Raw genomic sequence first — 17,171 nt, forward strand, 5'->3', positions numbered from 1 at the left:
CGACGGAGACGGCCCCTGCTCCGACGGCCCCGCAAGCCCCACCGGCCCCCCCCCCCCCCGCCCCCCCCGCCCCCCCCGCCCCCGCCCCGGGCCCCCCCGGCCCCCCCCCCCCCGCCCGCCCCCCCCCCCCCGCCCCCCCCCCCCCCGCCCCCGGCCCCCCCCGCCCCGCCCCCCCCCCCGCCCCCCCCCCCCGCCCCCCCCCCGCCCCCCCCCCCCCCCCCCCCGCCGCCCCCCCCCCCCCCCCCCCCCCCCCACCACCGGTGTCTCCGCTTACGTTCGTCCCGCTGCGAGTCGCCGGACCAACGGTGGCCGCCGTCAACGGAGAACGGGGGTGCACTCGTGCGGATCGGACTGCTCACGGAGGGTGGCTACCCGTACGCCGGCGGTGAGTCCGGGCTCTGGTGCGAGCGCCTTGTACGAGGGCTCGAACAGCACCAGTTCGACCTGTACGCCCTCGGCGGGACCGGCATCGCCTCGGCGCTCCCCCCGAACGCCCGTGTCGCCCGCGCCGCCGACCTCGGCGGCCCGGACACGGCCCCGGGCGCCCGGAACCTCCTGGAGCGGACCGCGTTCGGCGACCATCGCGCCGCCCGTCGCGCCTACGGCCGCCGCGACCGCCGCCGCTTCACCGAGGCCTTCGAGCAGCTGGCGCTCGGCCTCTGCGCGGAGGACGACACGATGGCGGGCGGGCCCGGCGCGGAGTCGGGCGCGCCTCGCGGGGCGGGCGTCGTCGCCGGAGAGCGGCCGGGTGGGCAGAGCGCCTTCGCCACCGGCCTGTACGCACTCGCCGAACTCGCCCGCGAACGCGGCGGGCTGACCGGCGCGCTCCGCTCCGACGACGCCGTCCGCGTCCTCGAAACCGCCTGCCGCGCCCCCGGCGCACGACGCGGCGCGGCCGCGGCGGGACTCCCCGACCACCTCGCCTTCGCCGAGCACCTGGCCCGCGCCCTGCGCCCGCTCTCCCTCGACTGGTACGGGGACGACGCACTCGGCGCGGCGGACCTCTGCCACGCCGCCGCCGGAGGCACCACCGCCCTCCCGGGCCTCCTGGCCAAACGCTTCTTCGGAACCCCCCTGCTCGTCACCGAATACGGCGTACAGCTCCGGTCCCACTACCTCTCGGCCGCCGGCGCCGACCGCTCCGCCCCGCTGCGCACCCTGCTCGCCGCCCTCCACGGCCGGATCGCCGCCGAGGTCTACGGCCAGGCCGCTCTCCTCACCCCCGGCAACGCCCACACCCGCCGCTGGCAGGAGAGGTGCGGCGCCGACCGGGCCCGGATCCGCACCGTCCACCCCGGCATGGCGGCCGACCGCTTCGCCGAGGTCGGTGAGGACGAGGAGAGCGGCGACCCCGCCACGCTCGTCTGGCTCGGCCGGGTGGAACCCGCCAAGGACCTCGTCGCCCTCCTGCACGCCTTCGCCGAGGTCCGGGCCCAGCAGCCCGACGCCCGGCTGAGGATCGTCGCCGTGCCCGGACGGGATCCGGGCTCCGGCGCGTACCTTGCGCACTGCGAGGCGCTCGCCGCCCAGCTCTTCCCCGACGAGGCCGCCGGGGCCCACGCCGTCGGCGAGAACCCGGTCGGCTTCGAGGAGCTCGGCGGCCCCGAGGCGCCCACCCTGGAGGACGTCTACGCCTCCGGCGCGGTCGTCGTCCTGTCCAGCGTCGTCGAGGGTTTCCCCGCCGGCCTCGTCGAGGCGATGTTCTGCGCGCGCGCCACCGTCTCGACCGACGTCGGCGCCGTCGTCGAGATCATCGGCGGCACCGGCCTCGTGGTCCCCCCGCGCAACCCGCGGGCGCTCGCCGACGCCTGCCTCGCGCTGCTCCGCGAGCCCGAGCGCCGGTACCGCCTGGGCGCCGCTGCCCGTGCCCGCGCGCTCGAACTCTTCACCGTCGAACAGAACCTCGCCGCGTTCCGCGGCATCTACCTGGAACTCCTCTCCCACGCGCCGGTGCGCCACCGCCCCGGGGACGGTGTGCCCTTCGCCCATCCCGCGGAGGCGCACGTCCGCGGCAGCTGGGCGCAGAAGGCCGTGGCCGCCGGGACAGGAGCCCCCGATGCCTGAAGGAGGCACCCCCATGCGCGGCTCCGCCGCCCCGACGAGCCCCGGAGCCTGGGACGCCCGCTCCGAGGCGCTCCTCGGCGCCCCCGCACTGACCCCGCTCGGCGGCGGAACCCTCGAACCGCACGCCCCGGAGGGCCCCGCCGCCGAGGCCCCACCGTCCGGGATAGCCGCCTCGCCCGCTTCTTCGGCGGCGACGGAGACGGCCCCTGCTCCGACGGCCCCGCAAGCCCCACCGGCCCCGCCCGCCCCGGCCCCGACGGCCCCGCCTGCCTCGGCAGCGGCCCCCACGGCCCCGCCCGCCCCGTCACTCCCGCCGACCCCGGCCCCGGCCCCGGATGACCAGGACGCCCCGGCCGGTGCGGGCAGCGGCCCGAGCAGTCCGTCCGGCACCCCCGCCCCCGCCCCCCGCGCCAGGCGCGGGAACGCGGACCCCGTCAAGGTGCTCATGCACCGGCACCAGGCGCTCTGCGCGCGTGCCGTCGACTCCCTGGAGATCGCCGCCGGGCTCGAAGCCCAGGGGTTCACCGACCGGACCGCCGCACGCTTCCGCCACCGGGACGTCTTCTCGCTCGCCGAGGAGCTCTACGCGCGCGTGCCCCGGGCCGGCGGGACCGCCCCGCCCCCGGCACCGGCGGAGCACCGTACGGACGCCTGGATGCTCGCCGTCCTCACCCCCGGAGCCGCCGCCGCCCTCACCGGCATCGGGCTCGCGGTCACCCACGGGTCCGTACGCCTCTCCGTCGGCGCTGCCGGGGCGCTCCTGCTCACCGGGGCCCTCGTGCTCGCCGTCCGGCGCGGCCCCTTCCGCGCCCCCGTCGGCGGCACCGTGCCCGCCGCACGGCTCTGGACCCTCTGGCTCCTGGCGTACGCGGTCTGCGGCGACGGCCTCCTCACCCAGGTGCTCAGCGGCGGCCCCGACGGCCCCTGGGAGCTGACCCCCGGGCCGATCCTGGGCCTCGCCCTCGCCGTCGCCCCCGCCGCCTGGTGCGCGCGGCTCTTCGCGAACCGGGCGCGCCGCAGGATCGCCGACAGCCGGGGGCTCGCCGACTTCGCCGCCGGCATCCGGCCGCTGCTCCTCGGCACCGTGACCCTCCAGCTCCTCGCCCTCACCGTCCTGCTCGGGCTCACCTGGTTCAGCTCCGGAGCCCTGGCCCTCGGCGCGCTCCTGCTGTTCGCCCGGCTCCTCACCGTCCACGGCTTCCCCGGGACGGCCGCCGCCGCCCTCGCCGCCGCCGGCGCCGCCGAGGCGCTCGCCCTCGCGAGCGTCCTCGCCGCCCGCGTCCCCGTCCCCGGCTTCGACACGCTCGCCGTACCGGTGCGCGCCGTCGTCGACGCCTGGGGCCCCGGGGCCGTGCCCACCCTCGTCTGCGGCGCCGCCGCGCTCGGCCTGCTGGCCCACGCGACCGCCTCTCTTGCCCGGGCCTCGGCCCACGCCACCCCGTGAGAACCCGCTGCCACCCCCGTCGGAGGCCGGGCGACCGCGGCAACCCCCGCCCCACCGAGCCTCACGCCAGGAAACCTCTTCGCACCCGCGGAGCCGACGCCGCGGGCGTGCCCCGTCACCTCTCTCATCACCCCGCAAGGAGACCGAAGACCATGACCCCGCAACTCCCAGCACCGGCCGGTCGGCACGAAGGGGCCGCACGATGAGGGTGCTGCTGCTCGGAGCCAACGGCTTCATCGGGCGTTTCGTCGCCGACCGGCTGCTCGCCGACCCGGCCGTCCACCTCACCGCGCTCGGCCGGGGCGACGACGCCGACGTGCGCTTCGACCTCGCCTCGGGGAGTCCCGGCGCGCTGACCCGCTTCCTCGACGCCGTCCACCCCGGGGTCGTCGTCAACTGCGCCGGCGCCACCCGCGGCGGCGCCCGCGACCTCACCCGGCACAACACCGTCGCCGTCGCCACGGTCTGCGAGGCCCTGCGCCGCAGCGGCTGCGGCGCCCGGCTCGTCCAGGTCGGCTGCGCCTCCGAGTACGGGCCGAGCCAGGCCGGCTCCTCCACCGCCGAGGACGCCGTACCCCGCCCCGGCGGCCCGTACGGCGTGTCGAAGCTGGCGGCGACCGAACTCGTCCTCGGGTCGGGGCTCGACGCCGTGGTCCTCCGGGTGTTCTCGCCCGTGGGCCCCGGCACGCCCGCCGGCTCGCCGCTCGGCCGTCTCGCCGAGGCGATGCGCCGGGCCATGCAGGCCGGGGACGGTGAGCTCAAGCTGAGCGGTCTCGGGGTGCAGCGGGACTTCGTCGACGTACGGGACGTGGCGCGGGCCGTCCACGCGGCCTCGCTCTCCGCCGCGCAGGGCGTCGTCAACATCGGCACCGGCCGCGCGGTCCGGCTCCGCGACGCCGCCGCCGTCCTCGCCAGGGTCGCGGGCTATGCCGGCAACCTGCACGAGCTGGACGCCCCGCACGGCATGCCGCAGCGCCCGATGATCGGCGCCCCCCGCACCGAGGGGACCATCGCCGACCAGCTGGCCTCGGCCCCCTACCCGTACCCCGACGGCTGCGGCCCCTGGCAGCAGGCCGATGTCCGCACCGCCCGCGACCGGCTCGGCTGGCGGCCCCGGATCAACCTGGAGGAGTCCCTCGCCGACATCTGGATGGAGGCGGCGTGTCGCATCTGACGACGAGCACGGCGACGGGGGCGGTGCAGGCCCTCGGGGTGGGCGTCCCCGGCTACGCCCACCCGCTGCTCGCCCCGGTCGAGTGGGGCGAGCTGACCCGGCCCGGGACCCCGCTGCACTGGGCGGTGCTCAACGTGGCGGACGGGCCGGGCAGCCGCCCCGACCCGCACTGCCTCGAGGCGGCGGGGAGGCTCCGTAACGCCGGGGTCAGGGTCCTCGGGCACCTGGACGCGGCGCACGGCTCCCGGCCCTTCGGGGAGCTCGTCTCCGACGCCCACCGCTTCCTGGACTGGTACAAGGTGGACGGCTACTACCTGGACCGCTGCCCCGCGGACCGGGCGGACCTGGCCGGGGTGCGGCGGGTCACCGCGACCCTGGAGGCGATCCTCGGCGGCGAGGCCCATCTCGTCCTCGGCCACGGAACCCACCCCCACCCCGGGTACGCGGAGACCGCCGACCAGCTGGTGACGTTCTCCGGCGCCTGGGTGGACTACCGCTGGTCGCAGGTGGCCGAGTGGACCGCTGAGTACACGGAGACGAAGTTCGTCCATCTCGTGCACGGGGTCCCGCGCACCCACCTCGACGAAGCCCTGCGGATCGCCCGCTGGCAGGGGGCCGGAACGATCTTCTTCACCGACCGGACGGGGGACGTGGGACAAACCGCGCCATTCCACTCGCTGCCCGGCTACTGGGACGAAATCGTCTCGCGGATCGGACCGGGTGTCTCGGAATGAGAAGGAGCGTGGCAGTGTTACGGGGAGAACAACCGTACTGACATACCGACAACCGGAGTCCCCGTGTCGCTGCCACCCCTGGTCGAGCCGGCTGCCGAGCTCACCGTAGACGAGGTCCGCAGGTACTCCCGCCACCTGATCATCCCGGACGTCGGGATGGACGGGCAGAAGCGGCTGAAGAACGCCAAGGTGCTGTGTGTCGGCGCCGGTGGCCTCGGCTCCCCGGCGCTGATGTACCTGGCCGCCGCCGGCGTGGGCACGCTCGGCATCGTGGAGTTCGACGAGGTCGACGAGTCGAATCTCCAGCGCCAGATCATCCACAGCCAGGCCGACATCGGCCGCTCCAAGGCGGCCTCCGCACGCGACAGCGTGCTCGGCATCAACCCGTACGTGAACGTGATCCTTCACGAGGAGCGGCTCGAAGCCGAGAACGTGATGGAGATCTTCGGTCAGTACGACCTGATCGTCGACGGTACGGACAACTTCGCCACGCGCTACCTCGTCAACGACGCGGCCGTGCTCCTGAACAAGCCGTACGTCTGGGGCTCGATCTACCGCTTCGACGGCCAGGCGTCGGTCTTCTGGTCCGAGCACGGCCCCTGCTACCGCTGCCTCTACCCGGAGCCCCCGCCGCCGGGCATGGTTCCCTCCTGCGCCGAGGGCGGTGTCCTGGGCGTGCTCTGCGCGTCCATCGGCTCCATCCAGGTCACCGAGGCGATCAAGCTCCTCGCCGGCGTCGGCGACCCGCTGGTCGGCCGTCTGATGATCTACGACGCCCTGGAGATGCAGTACCGCCAGGTCAAGGTCCGCAAGGACCCGAACTGCGCGGTCTGCGGCGACAACCCGACCGTCACCGAGCTCATCGACTACGAGGCCTTCTGCGGCGTCGTGTCCGAGGAGGCCCAGGAGGCGGCGCTCGGCTCCACGATCACTCCCAAGCAGCTCAAGGAGTGGATCGACGAGGGCGAGACCATCGACATCATCGACGTCCGCGAGCCGAACGAGTACGAGATCGTGTCGATCCCGGGCGCGCGTCTGATCCCCAAGAACGAGTTCCTGATGGGCACGGCCCTCCAGGACCTCCCGCAGGACAAGCGGATCGTCCTGCACTGCAAGACGGGTGTCCGCAGTGCGGAAGTCCTCGCCGTGCTCAAGTCCGCGGGCTTCGCGGACGCCGTGCACGTCGGCGGCGGCGTGATCGGCTGGGTCCACCAGATCGAGCCCGAGAAGCCGGTCTACTAGACGGCACACGGACAGACGGCACACGGAAAGGCCCCGGACCTCCTCGCGAGGTCCGGGGCCTTTCCCACGGGCTCAGCAGGTCGTGCCGTAGGCGGGGACCTTTCCGTCCAGGAGGTACGCGTCGACCGTCCGCGTCACGCACCGCGAGGTGCCGTAGGCGCCGTGGCCCTCGCCCTTGTTGGTGACCAGGACACCGACGCCGTCACCGAGCTCCTTCGCCATCTTCTCCGCGCCCTCGTACGGGGTGGCCGGATCGCCCGTGGTGCCGACGACCAGGACGGGGGCGGCGCCCGGGGCGCTCGCCTCCGGGGTCGCCCGCTCACCCTTCACCGGCCAGTCCGCGCACCAGCCGGCCGTGTCCCAGGCGAGGAACGCGCCGAACACCGGCGAGAGCTCGCGGAACTCCGGCACCAGCGCCCTCGCCTGCGCGGCGGTCGGCCGGGCGCTGGAGTCGGCGCAGGAGATGGCCCGTTGGGAGTGCGACTGGGTGGAGTAACGGCCCTGCTCGTCCCGGTCGTTGTAGTAGTCGGCGAGCTGGAGAAGGGCGCCGCCGCCCCCCTGCTCGGCCTCGTCGAGGGCTTCGCCGAGCAGCGGCCAGTTGGCCTGCCCGTACAGCGTGATCGCGATGCCCGTGAGCGCCAGGCTCTCGGTGAGCCGCCGCTCGCCGACGGCCAGCGGCTGCCGGTCCAGCTTCCGCAGCAGCCTGCTGATCCGATCGGTCCCGGCCTTCCGGTCCTGACCGGTGCTCTTCAGGTAGCTGTCCAGGGCCCGCTGGAAGCCGATCGTCTGATGGCGGGCGTGCCCGACGGTGTCCGCGGTCGGGTCGACGACCGCGTCGAGCACGAGCCGGCCCACGCGCGACGGGAAGAGATGGGCGTACGTGCCGCCGAGCTGGGTTCCGTACGAGACGCCGAAGTAGTGGAGCCTCTCGTCCCCGAGGACCTGCCGGACCAGGTCCAGGTCGCGGGCGGTGGCGCTGGTCGTGGTGTGGGCGAGGAGCGCCCCGGAGCGGCGGGCGCAGCCCGCGCCGAAGTCCGCCCCGTCCTTGAGGTACGCGGCCTCCTCGGCGGCCGTGTCCGGGGTGGCGTCGACGGTCGCCTCCGCGGCGGCCTGTTCGGCGTCGCTCCGGCAGACCACGCCCGCGCTGCGGCCGACCCCGCGCGGGTCGAAGCCGACCAGGTCGTAGCGCTCGCCGAGCGTCCGGTACTCCTCCTCCAGCTGCGGCAGCATCGCGACCCCGGAGACGCCGGGGCCGCCGAAGTTGAAGAGGAGCGAACCGATGCGGCCACGCTCGTCGCCGGCCTCCTTGCGGACCAGCGCGACCGGGAGGGTGGCGCCCTCCGGCTTCGCGTAGTCCACCGGGACCGTCACCGTGGCGCAGCGCCACTGCGTGCCGGGCCCCTGTCCGCCTTCCGGGGCAGGGCAGCGCTTCCAGTCGGGGCGCTGGCCGGTGAGAGCGGCGGGGAGCGGGGGGAGAGCGGCCGCGGGGGTGGTCGCGGTGGCGGTGACGGACGGCTTGTCACCGGCCGGCGGCGGGGCCGACGTGGTGCCCGGAGCCCCGCCCTCCGTGCTCGTACAGCCCGCGACGAGCACCCCGGTCGCGGCCAGCACGGTCATGCGTACACGTATGGACATGCGTTCCCCCAGGATCCCGGCAAGGCGGCCATCCTAGGCGGGGCGGGCGAACCGGATCCTGGTCGGGTGGGCGGGTGTCCCGGGCGGGACCGGTCTACTTGCAGACCGTGCCCGAGGCCGGGACCTTGCCGTCCAGGAGGTACGCGTCGACCGCCTTCTTCACGCACGCGTTGCCGCTGTTGTAGGCGCCGTGGCCCTCGCCCTCGAAGGTCAGCTCCACGCCTACGCCCTGGCCGAGCGCCTTCACCATCGACCGGGCGCCCGCGTACGGCGTGGCCGGGTCGCCCGTGTTGCCGACGACCAGGATCGGCGCCGAACCGGGTGCGGAGACGTCCGGGTGGTCCCAGGTCCCCGCCACCGGCCACTGCGAGCAGCTGGAGAGGGCCCAGCCCATGAAGTCGCCGAAGACGGGGGAGGCCTCGCGGAACTCGCCGAGCCGCTCCTTCGCCTGGCCGAGGGTGTAGCGCTCCTTGAAGTCCACGCAGTTGATGGCGGCGTTGGCGGCCTGGATGTTGCTGTAGGAGCCGTTCTGGCCGCGCCCGTTCATCGAGTCGGAGAGCGAGAGGAGCAGTGCCCCGTCGCCGCCGTCCGCCGCGTCGAGACCCTGCTCCAGGTACTTCCAGTACTCCTGGGAGTACAGGGCCTGCGCGATGCCGTTCGTGGCCTGCGTCTGGGTGAGCTTCCGCTCGCCGATGCCCGCGATCGGCTTCTTGTCGAGCGCGGCGAGCAGCTCCGTGACGAAGGACTCGACCTCGGCGACGCTCGTGCCCGGCAGGGTGCACTCGTCGCCGCGGTCCACACAGTCCCGGGCGAAGTTGTCCAGGGCGAGCTGGAAGCCCTTCGCCTGGCCGAGCGCGCCCTCCTCGACGCCCGCTTCGGGGTCGACGACGGCGTCGAAGAGGGCCCGGCCGACGTTCTTCGGGAAGAGGTGGGCGTAGACGCCGCCGAGTTCGGTGCCGTACGAGATGCCGAAGTAGTGGAGCTTGTCGTCCCCGAGGACCTGCCGCATCAGGTCCATGTCCCGGGCGGCGTTCTCGGTGCCGAGGTGCGGCAGGGTCGGGCCGGCGTCCTTCTCGCAGCCGGTGGCGTACTTCTTCTGCGCGTCCGAGAGCGTTCGTTCCTCGGTCTGGTCGTCGGGCGTGAAGTCCAGGGCGTAGTACGCGTCGAGCTCCTTGTCGGTCGCGCATTCGACCGGCTCGCTGCGGCCCACCCCCCGGGGATCGAAGGAGACCAGGTCGTAGCGGGCGCGCAGGGTCTCGTAGTCGGGGGCGAAGCCGGGAAGGCCGGTGACGCCGGAGCCGCCCGGCCCGCCGAAGTTGAAGACGAGCGAACCGATCCGCCGGTCCCTGTCCCGGGCGCGGGCCCGGATGAGCGCCAGCTCGATGGTCTCGCCCTCGGGTACCGACCAGTCGAGCGGCGTCTGGAGGAAGGAACACTCCCAGGCCGTGCCGCCGGGGAGCGCCGAGGGCGGCTCCCCACCGCCCTCGGCGGCGGACGGCGCGGGGCAGGGGGCCCAGGACAGCTTCTGCGCGGTGAGCCCGGCCGCGCCGCTCGGCCTCGACGGATCCGCCGCCTCGTCTCCCCCGTCCGAGCACCCGGCGGCGAGCAGCACGGTGGTGGCGGTCAGCAGAGCGGCGCGCTGGGCGGCGGAGATCGGCATGAACCCATCGTGGGCCGCGGGCCCGGCCCCCGCGCGGGACGGGGGTCCATGCGGGTGGCCGGGGGCGGGCGGGGTCGCGGACCGCCTGGCGCCGCCATAGCCGGTACTGCCGGCTTCCGGCGGCTTGGCGCCGCCAGAGCCCGTACTACCGGCCTCCCGCCGGCACAGCGGCCGGGCCGTGCTGACGGCCGACGCTGCCTACCGCGCTTCCGCCGTCACAGTGCCTCGCGCCGCGTCAGCCAGTTGAAGCAGAGCCAGCCCGGCAGCACCGGGACCCACAGCGTCAGCAGGCGGTACAGCAGCACCGCGGGGGTAGCGACCTCGATCGGCAGGCCCACCGCCAGGAGACCGAGGGTCAGCGCGCCCTCGACCGCGACGACACCGCCCGGCGTCGGCGCGGCCGAGCCGATGGCGTTGCCCGCGAGGAAGACGACCGCCACGCTCGCGTAGCTGATCGACGGGTGGCCGTGGCCGAAGGCGCGGATCGAGGCATCGAGGCAGAGCACGAACGAGGCGGTGAGCAGCAGCATCCCGCCGATGCCGGTCAGCAGCTTCACCGGCCGCTGGAGCACGTCCAGCATGCGCGGCACCACACCGGCGAAGAGCGACCGCAGCCGGGTCGAGACGAACTTCCGCATGAACGGGATCGCCGTCATCACCAGGACGAGCACCGCGGCCGTCAGCAGACCGGCGATGACCGTCCTCGACGGGCTGAAGGACTGCGACTTCTCCGTCCCCGTCAGATAGCCGAAGGAGAGCAGCAGCAGGATGTGCGCCCCGAGCCCGAAGAGCTGCGAGGCTCCGACGCTCGCCACCGCGAGCCCCGGCCGTACCCCGGCGCGCTGGAGGAAGCGGGTGTTCAGGGCGACGCCGCCGACCGCCGCCGGGGCGAGGATCTTCACGAACGAGCCGGCGACCTGCGCCACCACCGTCCGCCAGAACCCGACCCGCTCGGGGACGAAGCCCAGCAGGCTCATCGCCGCCGCCACGTAGCTGAGCGCCGAGAACAGGACAGCGGCCGCCACCCAACGCCAGTCCGCCTCGCTGATCGTCGACAGCGGCGTACGGGCGATCTGTGAGAGCAGGAAGTACGCGGCGACCGCGCCGGCGATCAGGCTGATCAGGGTCCGCGGCTTGATCCGCTCCAGACGGACCGGCTCCACCGGGGCCTGCGGCCGGATGAGCAGCACCTGCCGGCGGATCTGGGCCAGCAGGTCCTCCTCGCGGGCCTCGTCGAGCGCCGTGTCGAGGGCCCGCTTGTCGGCCTTCTTGTCCGCCTTCTTCTCGGCGCGTGCGGCCGTGGGGTCGGTGGTGGTCTCCGCGGCCTGGGCCTTCGCCAGCTCCCGCTCGTGCTTGGCGGCCTCCGACGCGGCGAGCACCGCCTCCCGCTCCCGGGCTGACCGCTCGCGGGCCAGTCTCCGCAGCGTCGCGCGCGTGGAGCGGCTCAGCGCGATGGGCTGGAGCAGCGGCAGACAGTCGGCGACCGTGTCGGGGCCGAGCACCTCGACGGCCGAGGCGACCGCCCGCTCCGCCCCGACCCGCAGACCGAGGGTGGTGAGCAGCTGGGCGATGTCCATGCGCAGCACCAGGTCGCCGGCGGCGATCTCGCCGCCCCGCAGATCGGTGAGGATCACCTTGCCGGAACGATCCACCAGAATCGCGTCGCCCGTGAGCCTGCGGTGCGCGATCCGGCGCGACTGGAGCGCCCGTACCTGCCGGAAGGCGCTGGTGACCAGCTCGTCGGTGACCTCGTGGTCGTCGAGCGAGTCCAGACTGCGGCCGCCGATGTGCTCGTACACGAGCATCACGGCGTCCGGGCCGAGCTCCGACGTGGCGATCAGCTTCGGCGCGTTCGCCCCGGCGGCGATCGCCGCGTACGCGAGGAGCGCCTCCTGTTCCAGGGCCTGCCGCAGCGACACGATCGAACGGCGGGTGGTGATCGTCCGCAGGGTGAGGCGGCGCCATGCCCGGTAGAAGAAGCCGTGCGCCTGCTGCTCCCGGTCGACGACGGTGACGTCGAGCGGCGGCCCGTCCTCCAGGGTCACGATGTACCGGCGGCCCCGGTCCCCGCTGTCCGCCGAGTCGGGCACGCCCTCGGCGCGCAGCGCCGTCACCGGCCGGAAGCCGACCCGGCGCAGGCCGGCGAGGAGCGTCTGCCCGGTGGGCCGGACGTTCGGGGAGCCGACCGCGTACAGCGTGCCGTACGCCACCGTCCAGCCGATCAGGACGGTCAGGATGATCGAGAGCGCCGTGGTGTAGCCGGCCACGAGCATCGTGAACGCGTCGAGCAGCAGCACCACCCAGAGCGACACCCGCCACCGTGGCCTGCGGGCCATGCCGACGGCGGTCATGTACGCGATCACCGGGGCGAGGTAGTTGTGCACCGGGTCGGTGAGCCCGCCGCCGGACTGCGGCTGGGTCAGCGCGTCCTGGATGGTGCCGGGCGCGGCCTGGGCGACCCAGAGGTCGGTGGCGAGGGTCACGCCGTGCGCGAGGACCGCGGCGAGGACGCCGTCCGCGATGCGCAGCCCGTCGCGTTTGATCAGGCGCTCGATGGCGAAGGCCACCGGGACGAGCAGGACGGCGATGGAGGAGACCAGGCCGGCGATCTTGACGAAGACGTCGGGGGCGCCGCCGGCGCCCTCGTTGATGTCCTTCTCCAGACCCGAGGTCGTCGCGTGGGCGAACGCGGCGATGGCGATGACGAGACCGATGGCCAGGAGACCGGAGAGCAGCCGCATCAGGTCGGAGGGCCGGTGGACGCGGGCGGCGAGCAGCGGTTCGTCGCCGGAGACCCGCTCGGGCACGTCGGCCTGGCCCCCCTCGGGAGGCTGCGTGTCCTGGCCCATCACCCTGTCCGTCTCCGCATGCGCGTCGTGTCGTTCTTCTCGTTCTCGTCGGTGCTCGTGCTCGTGTTCTTCTTCTTGTACGTGTCGCTCTTGATCTCGTATCACCAGTCACCGCCCGCACGATGGTGGCATGAAGAGCCGCCCCGCGGAGGCAGCAGGGCCATGTCGGTGGGGTGAGGCACGATGGTGCCGATGAGCATGGAGGAACCTGTGGGGGAGACCGCAGAACTGCCCGAGTACGCGGAACGGGTGCTCGACGTGGCCGACGGGATCCCGCCCGGCCGGGTGATGACCTACGGCGACGTCGCCGAATGGCTGGGCGAGGGCGGGCCGCGCCAGGTCGGCCGGGTCATGGCCCTGTACGGCGGGACGGCGCCCTGGTGGCGGGTGGTCCGCGCCGACGGCACGCTGCTGCCCGGGCACGAACTGAGGGCCCTCGGCCACTACCGCGAGGAGGGCACCCCGCTGCGCGAGGCGGGCCGGGCGGCCGAGGGTCACATACCGAGGATCGACATGCGACGGGCACGCTGGGACGGAACTCACACCTGAGCCCGCCGACCGGGGGAGCACGGGCCGGACGGCGTACGAGCGGCGCCCCGGGCGGCGCACACGGTACGGAACGGGGCACGGAGTACGGCTCGGCGACGGTCCGTTTCGCGTAACGTCGACGTTCGCGTCTCCCGAGGCGGCGGGCCGACGAGCTCGGTGGCCGGCCGTGGCGGACGGCCGTCTCACCCGCACCACCACTCCCACCAGGACCGGCGACCCACGTGAGTACCTCCTCGACCACCCGGCGTACGCCGCCGCACCAGGGACAGCCGTACCCGGGCCCGGGACGGCAGCGGACCCCGGGCGCGTACCGACTGGTGCGTACCACGCCGGCCCCGATGGATCCCCCTCAGCTGGACGCAGCCCAGCGCGAAGTGGTTGACCACACCGGCGGACCTCTTCTCGTCCTCGCCGGACCCGGCACCGGAAAGACCACCACCCTCGTCGAGTCCGTCGCCGCCCGCATGGAGAACGGCGCCGACCCCGAACGCCTCCTCGTCCTCACGTTCAGCCGCAAGGCCGCCGTCGAACTCCGCGACCGCATGGCGGCCCGGCTCGGCGGCCGCCGCCCCCCGCAGGCCACCACCTTCCACTCGTACTGCTACGCCCTGATCCGCGCCCACCAGGACGCCGAACTCTTCGCCGAACCGCTGCGGCTGCTCTCAGGACCCGAGCAGGACCTCGCCGTACGCGAACTCCTCGCCGGCCACGTCGACCTGGAGAAGACCGGCCTCGGCAGCATCCGCTGGCCCGACGAACTCCGCGCCTGCCTCACCACCCGCGGCTTCGCCGACGAGGTGCGCGCCGTCCTCGCGCGCTCCCGCGAGCTGGGCCTCGGACCCGACGCCCTCGCCCGCTTCGCCGACCGCGTCGGCCGCCCGGACTGGAAGGCCGCCGCCGGCTTCCTGGCCGAGTACCTCGACGTCCTCGACCTCCAGGGCGTCCTCGACTACACGGAGCTCGTCCACCGGGCCGTCCTCCTCGCCGAGGACGTCAGCCTGCCCGCGTACGACGCGGTGTACGTCGACGAGTACCAGGACACCGACCCGGCGCAGGTCCGGCTCCTCCACGCGCTCGCCGGCGATTCGACAGGAGCCGCCCGAGGGGCGTCCGTGAGGGGCAGTGGTCGGACGACGGGCGGGAGGCGCACGGTCGTCGCCTTCGGCGACCCCGACCAGTCCATCTACGCCTTCCGGGGCGCCGACGTGAACGGCATCCTCGACTTCCCCTCCTCCTTCGGCGGCGCGGACGTCCGCGTCCTGCGCACCGCGCGCCGCTCGGGCGAGGGGCTCCTCCAGGCCACCCGGCTGCTCGCCCAGCGGATGCCGATGCCCCGGCTCCCCGCCGACAAGGTCCGCGCCCACCGCGCACTCACGGCGGCGCGGGAGGGGGGCGGGGCGGAGGCGTACACCTACTCCACGGCCTCCGCGGAGGCCGAGAACATCGCCGACCTGCTGCGCCGTGCCCACCTGGAGGACGGCGTCCCCTGGCAGGACATGGCCGTCCTCACCCGCGCCGCCGCCTCCCTCCCGCCCCTCCGCCGCGCCCTCACCTCGGCCGGCGTCCCGGTGGAGACGGACGTGGCGGACACCCCTCTCCGCCACGAGCCGGCGGTGGCGCCGCTGTTGCTGGCGCTGCGGGCGGTATCGGGCTCTGACCCCGTTGTGGGCATACGTTCCTCCCCCGGACTTCGTCCGGGAGGTGCCCCCAGGGCGGAACGGGTGGGCACAACCCACGACGGCGCCGCACCGGCCCCGGACGCCGAGCCCGCCCCGACCCCGGACGCCGAGCCCGCCCCGACCCCGGACGCCGAGCCCGCCCCGACCCCGGACGCCGAGCCCGCACCGGACGGCACCCCCGGCACGGGCGCGCCCGGGACCGAAGGGGCCGACTGGCTCGCCGTCGAGACCGCCCTGGAACTCCTCGCCTCCCCCCTCGCCGGCGTCGACCCCGCCGATCTCCGCCGCCTGGGCCGCGCCCTCCGCGACGAGGAGCGCGCCGCGGGCAACAAGGTCCCGCCCCCCTCCGACGTCCTCCTCGCCCGCGCCCTCGCGCAGCCCGAGCGCCTGGTCGCGCACGATCCGGCGTACGCCCGGGGCGCCCAGCGGCTCGGGCGGCTCCTCCAGGAGACCCGGACGCTGCTCGCCGCGGGCGGTACCGCCGAGGAGGCCCTCTGGGTGCTCTGGAACGGCACCCCCTGGCCCGGCCGTCTGGAGCGCGCAGCCCTCCGCGGCGGCCCCGCCGGCCGCAACGCCGACCGCGACCTCGACGCCGTCTGCGCCCTCTTCGAGACCGCCGCCCGCGCCGAGGAACGCGTCGGCGGCCGCGGTGTCCTCAACTTCCTCGAAGAGCTCGACGCCCAGGACATCGCCGCGGACACCCTCACCCGCCGCCACACCCGCCCCGACTCCGTCCGCCTGATGACCGCCCACCGCTCCAAGGGCCTCGAATGGAGCCTCGTCGTCGTCGCCGGCGTCCAGGAGGGCCTCTGGCCCGACCTGCGCCGCCGCGGCTCCCTCCTCGAAGCCGACCGCATCGGCCGCGACGGCCTCGCCGAGCCCCTCACCCCCGGCGCCCTCCTCGCCGAGGAACGCCGCCTCTTCTACGTGGCCGCCACGCGCGCGCGGGACCGGCTCGTCGTCACCGCCGTGAAGGCCGCGGCCGAGGACGGCGACCAGCCCTCCCGTTTCCTCACCGAGCTCGGCGCCGAACCGAAGGACGTCCCCGGCCGCCCCCGCCGCCCCCTCGCCGTCTCCGCCCTGGTCGCCGAGCTGCGCGCCACCACCGTCGACCCCGACGCCTCGCCCGCGCTCCGCGACGCCGCCGCCCACCGTCTCGCCCGGCTCGCCGCGCTCACCGACGAGGACGGGCAGCCGCTCGTCCCCGCCGCGCACCCGGACCGCTGGTGGGGTCTGTTCGAGCCGACGCTCAGCACGGTGCCGCTGCGCGAGCGCGACCGGCCCCTGGCCCTCTCGCCGAGCTCCCTGGAGAACCTGGTCACCACCTGCTCCCTCCAGTGGTTCCTGGGCCGCGAGGTCAAGGCCGCAGCCCCCGCCACCGCCGCCCAGGGCTTCGGCAACGTCGTCCACGTCCTCGCCGACGAGGTCGCCTCCGGCCGTACCCCCGCCGACCTCGACGTCCTCATGGCCCGCCTGGACTCCGTCTGGGACGCCCTCGCCTTCGACGCCCCCTGGAAGTCGGCCCAGGAGAAGCAGCACGCGCGCGTGGCCCTGGAACGCTTCCTGAGCTGGCACGTCATGGACCGCGGCGGCCGCACCCCCGCCGCCTCGGAGCACGACTTCGACGTGACCCTGGAGGCGGGCGCGTACGAGGTCCGCATCCGCGGCTCCATGGACCGGGTCGAGACCGACGAACAGGGCCGGGCGTACGTCGTCGACTTCAAGACCGGCAAGTCGGCGCCCACCCGCGACGAGGTCGCCCACCACCCGCAGCTCGCCGTCTACCAGCTCGCGGTCCGCGAGGGCGCCCTCGACGAGGTCTTCGACGGCCGCCGCCCGGAACCGGGCGGCGCCGAACTCGTCCAGCTGCGGCAGAGCGCCCCGCAGAAGGAGGGTGGGGACGCCCTCCCGAAGGTCCAGGCGCAGGAGCCGCTTGCGGGGGAGTGGGTCGGTGAGCTGCTCGCCAACGCCGCGGGCCGGGTCCTCGACGAGCGCTTCACGCCCACCACGGGACAGCACTGCACGACCTGCTCGTTCCGGTCCTCGTGCAGCGCCCGGCCGGAGGGCCGCCAGGTCGTCGACTGACCCCGGCGGGACCGGGCGGGACCGGCGGGGGCGCGGAGTAGCGGCCACGCGCGCGC

General features: G+C 74.8%; 10 protein-coding genes. 7 read left to right on the forward strand and 3 right to left on the reverse strand.

Annotated elements, in window-relative coordinates:
• The first annotated feature begins 339 nt into the window (after positions 1-339).
• The 5 genes from ACZ4VK_RS31390 to moeZ all read left to right on the forward strand — a co-directional run bounded on the left by ACZ4VK_RS31390 (position 340) and on the right by moeZ (position 6,658).
• Positions 340-2,064, forward strand: coding sequence for a glycosyltransferase (locus ACZ4VK_RS31390; protein ID WP_468359544.1), 1,725 nt, complete (start codon positions 340-342; stop codon positions 2,062-2,064).
• A gap of 13 nt (positions 2,065-2,077) precedes the next feature.
• Complete coding sequence (locus ACZ4VK_RS31395) at positions 2,078-3,508, forward strand: hypothetical protein (protein WP_468359546.1); 1,431 nt, start codon at positions 2,078-2,080, stop codon at positions 3,506-3,508.
• 202 nt (positions 3,509-3,710) lie between these two features.
• A complete protein-coding gene (locus tag ACZ4VK_RS31400; RefSeq protein ID WP_389683589.1) occupies positions 3,711-4,682 on the forward strand; it encodes an NAD-dependent epimerase/dehydratase family protein in 972 nt (323 codons plus the stop codon).
• The gene (locus ACZ4VK_RS31405; protein WP_468359550.1) at positions 4,670-5,416 is read left to right on the forward strand and encodes a spherulation-specific family 4 protein; all 747 of its coding nucleotides are present in this window, start codon (positions 4,670-4,672) and stop codon (positions 5,414-5,416) included. The genes ACZ4VK_RS31400 and ACZ4VK_RS31405 overlap by 13 nt, the downstream gene beginning before the upstream one ends.
• A 63-nt stretch (positions 5,417-5,479) precedes the next feature.
• A complete protein-coding gene (gene moeZ / locus ACZ4VK_RS31410) occupies positions 5,480-6,658 on the forward strand; it encodes an adenylyltransferase/sulfurtransferase MoeZ (RefSeq protein WP_389683587.1) in 1,179 nt (392 codons plus the stop codon).
• A gap of 72 nt (positions 6,659-6,730) precedes the next feature.
• Here the strand turns inward: moeZ and ACZ4VK_RS31415 are convergent, their stop codons facing one another.
• The 3 genes from ACZ4VK_RS31415 to ACZ4VK_RS31425 form a co-directional block, all read right to left on the reverse strand.
• Positions 6,731-8,293 (reverse strand): alpha/beta hydrolase, encoded by a 1,563-nt coding sequence (locus tag ACZ4VK_RS31415; RefSeq protein ID WP_468359554.1) that lies wholly within the window; start codon positions 8,291-8,293, stop codon positions 6,731-6,733.
• A gap of 94 nt (positions 8,294-8,387) precedes the next feature.
• Complete coding sequence (locus tag ACZ4VK_RS31420; protein WP_468359557.1) at positions 8,388-9,953, reverse strand: alpha/beta hydrolase; 1,566 nt, start codon at positions 9,951-9,953, stop codon at positions 8,388-8,390.
• Between the two features lie 215 nt (positions 9,954-10,168).
• Positions 10,169-12,802, reverse strand: a complete 2,634-nt coding sequence (locus ACZ4VK_RS31425; RefSeq protein ID WP_468359560.1) for a lysylphosphatidylglycerol synthase transmembrane domain-containing protein — start codon at positions 12,800-12,802, stop codon at positions 10,169-10,171.
• A gap of 192 nt (positions 12,803-12,994) precedes the next feature.
• On the opposite strand from ACZ4VK_RS31425, the gene ACZ4VK_RS31430 reads away from it, so the two are divergent.
• Positions 12,995-13,351 (forward strand): MGMT family protein, encoded by a 357-nt coding sequence (locus ACZ4VK_RS31430; RefSeq protein ID WP_468359563.1) that lies wholly within the window; start codon positions 12,995-12,997, stop codon positions 13,349-13,351.
• Positions 13,352-13,572: 221 nt separating this feature from the next.
• The gene (locus ACZ4VK_RS31435; protein ID WP_468359566.1) at positions 13,573-17,115 is read left to right on the forward strand and encodes an ATP-dependent helicase; all 3,543 of its coding nucleotides are present in this window, start codon (positions 13,573-13,575) and stop codon (positions 17,113-17,115) included.
• Positions 17,116-17,171 lie beyond the last annotated feature (56 nt).

The sequence above is a fragment of the Streptomyces sp. NPDC028711 genome, assembly GCF_055565415.1.

Coding starts and splice junctions, on each gene's coding strand:
- ACZ4VK_RS31395 (WP_468359546.1), top strand. CDS start 2,078: ATGCGCGGCTCCGCCGCCCCGACGAGCCCCGGAGCCTGGGACGCCCGC.
- ACZ4VK_RS31400 (WP_389683589.1), top strand. CDS start 3,711: ATGAGGGTGCTGCTGCTCGGAGCCAACGGCTTCATCGGGCGTTTCGTC.
- ACZ4VK_RS31415 (WP_468359554.1), bottom strand. CDS start 8,293: ATGTCCATACGTGTACGCATGACCGTGCTGGCCGCGACCGGGGTGCTC.
- ACZ4VK_RS31420 (WP_468359557.1), bottom strand. CDS start 9,953: ATGCCGATCTCCGCCGCCCAGCGCGCCGCTCTGCTGACCGCCACCACC.
- ACZ4VK_RS31425 (WP_468359560.1), bottom strand. CDS start 12,802: ATGGGCCAGGACACGCAGCCTCCCGAGGGGGGCCAGGCCGACGTGCCC.
- ACZ4VK_RS31430 (WP_468359563.1), top strand. CDS start 12,995: ATGAGCATGGAGGAACCTGTGGGGGAGACCGCAGAACTGCCCGAGTAC.